At 73.1% G+C, this 2,625-nt stretch carries 2 protein-coding genes and 2 pseudogenes; 3 read left to right on the plus strand and 1 reads right to left on the minus strand.

Features of this window, described 5'->3' with window-relative positions; genetic code table 11:
* Positions 1–650, plus strand: a pseudogene (locus tag H5J33_RS30605) (hypothetical protein); the annotation flags it as partial.
* A gap of 171 nt (positions 651–821) precedes the next feature.
* Here the strand turns inward: H5J33_RS30605 and H5J33_RS30610 are convergent.
* A complete protein-coding gene (locus H5J33_RS30610; RefSeq protein WP_181798023.1) occupies positions 822–1,436 on the minus strand; it encodes a TetR/AcrR family transcriptional regulator in 615 nt (204 codons plus the stop codon).
* Positions 1,437–1,620: 184 nt separating this feature from the next.
* On the opposite strand from H5J33_RS30610, the gene H5J33_RS30615 reads away from it, so the two are divergent.
* Together H5J33_RS30615 and H5J33_RS30620 are read left to right on the plus strand one after the other, a co-directional pair.
* Entirely contained in the window at positions 1,621–2,439 is an 819-nt protein-coding gene (locus H5J33_RS30615) for a phosphatase PAP2 family protein (RefSeq protein ID WP_181798024.1), read from the plus strand.
* Positions 2,436–2,625: pseudogene (locus H5J33_RS30620) on the plus strand (hypothetical protein); the annotation flags it as partial. The gene H5J33_RS30615 and the pseudogene H5J33_RS30620, both read left to right, overlap by 4 nt.

A 2,625-nucleotide genomic window follows, 5' to 3' on the forward strand; every position in this document is an offset into this window, starting at 1 on the left:
CGCCCCCGTCCCCACGGTGCGGCTCGGGAGGCCCGGGCGGGTCCGGTGGACCGGGCGGGTCCGGTGGGTCCGGTGGGGACGCGCCGTCCACGGGTCCGTCGGGTGCGCCGGAGATCGAGGGCGGCGGCACGGTGCCGGACCCGGTCAACGGGATCAGCCTGCCGGTGCCGAAGGGCTGGACGGGGCAGACGATGAGCGCCGGCGCGCAGGTGACCTCCAAGGACACCTACAAGTGCCCCGGCGACGCGACGCAGACCTGCACGGCGGGCGGCGCCTACACGGCCCCGGCGACGGTGCTGCGCATCGGGGGGGACACCGCCGAGGAGGTCGCCAAGGCGGACATCGCGGCCAACGCCAAGGAGTCCTACGGCGGCACCACCTACGGCAGCATCACCTCGCACCAGGAGCTGGCCTCCGGCGCGGTGACGGTGGCCGGGCAGAAGGGCTACCTGGTCCGCTGGAAGGCGGTCACCAGCAAGGGCGCCGACGGCTACGTCGAGTCCGTCGCCTTCCCCTCCCCCGACGCCCCCGAGCGGATCGTGGTGATCCGCTTCGGCCTGGACGTCGGCCAGAAGCCGTCCGTCATGGACGAGATCGTGAAGGGGATCAAGGTCTCGCCGTCCGGCTCGGGCAACGGACAGTCCGTGTAGTCACCGACGCCGCCCCGGCCACCCGGGACGCCGAGGACACGAGTCGGCCGGGTGGGGTTCCCCTCCGCTCAAGAGGAATCCCACCCGGCCGGGGGGTGCGCGCCGCCCCCGTCCCCACGGTGCGGCGCGGGCAGGTCGCCGTTCAGTCATCCCGTGAACGGCGGCCCGCGTCTACGCCAGTCCGAGCGCGGGGAGCACCGCGGCCTCCACGAACCGGACCAGATAGTCGGCGTCGGCGTACTGCCCGTTCAGCACCGGCCGTACACGCAGGACGCCGAACATCATGGCGGGGATGTACTCCAGCGCGGGGTGGTCCGCCCGGACCTCGCCCCGGGTGACGCCCCGGGCGAGCATCTCCTCCAGCGCGGCGATCTCGGGGTGGACCAGCGCCTCGCGCAGCGCCCGGGCCAGTTCCTGGTCCGACGTCACCGCGTGCCCCAGCGCCTGGAGCAGCCGGGTGTCCTTGCCGGACCAGTCGCCCGCGGCCCGGGCGGCCTGGCGCAGGTCCTCGGCGAGCGACCCGGTGTCGATGCCGGCGAACCGCACCCGGCGGTTGGCGCGCAGGGCGGCGGCGACGAACTGCGGCTTGGTCTTCCACTGCCGGTAGAGCGTGGACTTGCTGCACCGGGTGCTGGCGGCGATGCCCTCCATGGTGACGGAGTCGTAGCCGCACTCGCGGATCTGTTCCAGCACGGCGTCGAAGAACTCCCGCTCACGCTCCGGCGTGATCTTGGAGCGGCGCGAGGCGACGACCGTCTCCGGTCCCTCCGCGGCCTGCGACGTCATGCGGTGCTTCCCCTCGCTCGTGCTGTGTCCAGTGTGGCGCACATCAACCGATACGCCAGTGTACCGGTACTCGACCGTATCGGTACACTGGCGTATCGGTACGGAAACGTATCGATCAGTTCCGGCGACCGGCCGGACACGAACGCACCACCACACGCACCACCGTCAGCGAAGGGGCCGGGGGATGAATGCCCGAACCGAGCCTGCGGAGGCGGAAACGGCACCGGCCACCCCGGCACGCCCGCCTCTGATACGTGAGTTCCTGCTGGTAGCCGGGCTCTTCCTGGTCTACAAACTCGGCCGCCAACTGGCCACCGGCCACACCGGCGACGCGTTCCGCAACGCCCGCCGGGTGTGGGACCTGGAGCGGGCCGTGCGTCTCCCCCACGAGAACGCCGTGCAGTCCGCGCTGCTGCACGGCGACACCCTCGTCCATCTGGCGAACACCTACTACGCGACCGTGCACTTCCCGGCCACGCTCGCCTTCCTGGTCTGGCTGTACGTGCGCCGGCCCGCGCACTACGTCTGGGCCCGCCGGGTCCTCGCGGTCGTCACCACGGCCGCCCTGGTGCTGCCGTTCACCTTCCCGCTGGCCCCGCCGCGGATGCTGACCGGCACGGGGCTGGTGGACACCGGCCGGCTCTACGGGCCCTCCGTGTACGGCCCGCCGTCCAGCGACCACCTGTCCAACCAGTTCGCGGCGATGCCCTCGCTGCACTTCGGCTGGGCGCTGATGCTGGCCATCGGCCTGATCGCCGCGACCAGGTCGCGCCGGCGCTGGCTGTGGCTGCTGCACCCGCTGATCACCCTGCTGGTGATCGTGGGCACGGCGAACCACTACTGGCTCGACGCGCTGGTGGCCACGGTCATGCTCGGTCTCGCCCTCGCCGTCATCCATCCGCCCCGGCGCACCGCCACCACGGCCGGACGCGGCGCCGGTGTGCCGGTCGCCCTGGAGCCCGTGGAATCCGTGGAGCCCGTGCCGGCGGGAGTGGGCCGATGAGCACCGCCGCCCTGGCCGCCCTCGGTCTGTCGCTGGTGTCGGCCGTCGCCTACGCGCTGGCCGCCGTCGCCCAGGAGCGCCTGGCCGCCCGCGGCTCCGGCACCGGGCTGCTGCGGCTGCTGGGCACCGGCGCCTGGTGGTCGGCGGTCGGGCTGAACGCCGCCGCCGCGCTGCTGCACGTCGTCG

Origin of the sequence: Streptomyces sp. WELS2 (assembly GCF_013870595.1) — a bacterium.
Classification (GTDB): Bacteria; Actinomycetota; Actinomycetes; order Streptomycetales; family Streptomycetaceae; genus Streptomyces.

Coding starts and splice junctions, on each gene's coding strand:
- H5J33_RS30615 (WP_181798024.1), top strand. CDS start 1,621: ATGAATGCCCGAACCGAGCCTGCGGAGGCGGAAACGGCACCGGCCACC.
- H5J33_RS30610 (WP_181798023.1), bottom strand. CDS start 1,436: ATGACGTCGCAGGCCGCGGAGGGACCGGAGACGGTCGTCGCCTCGCGC.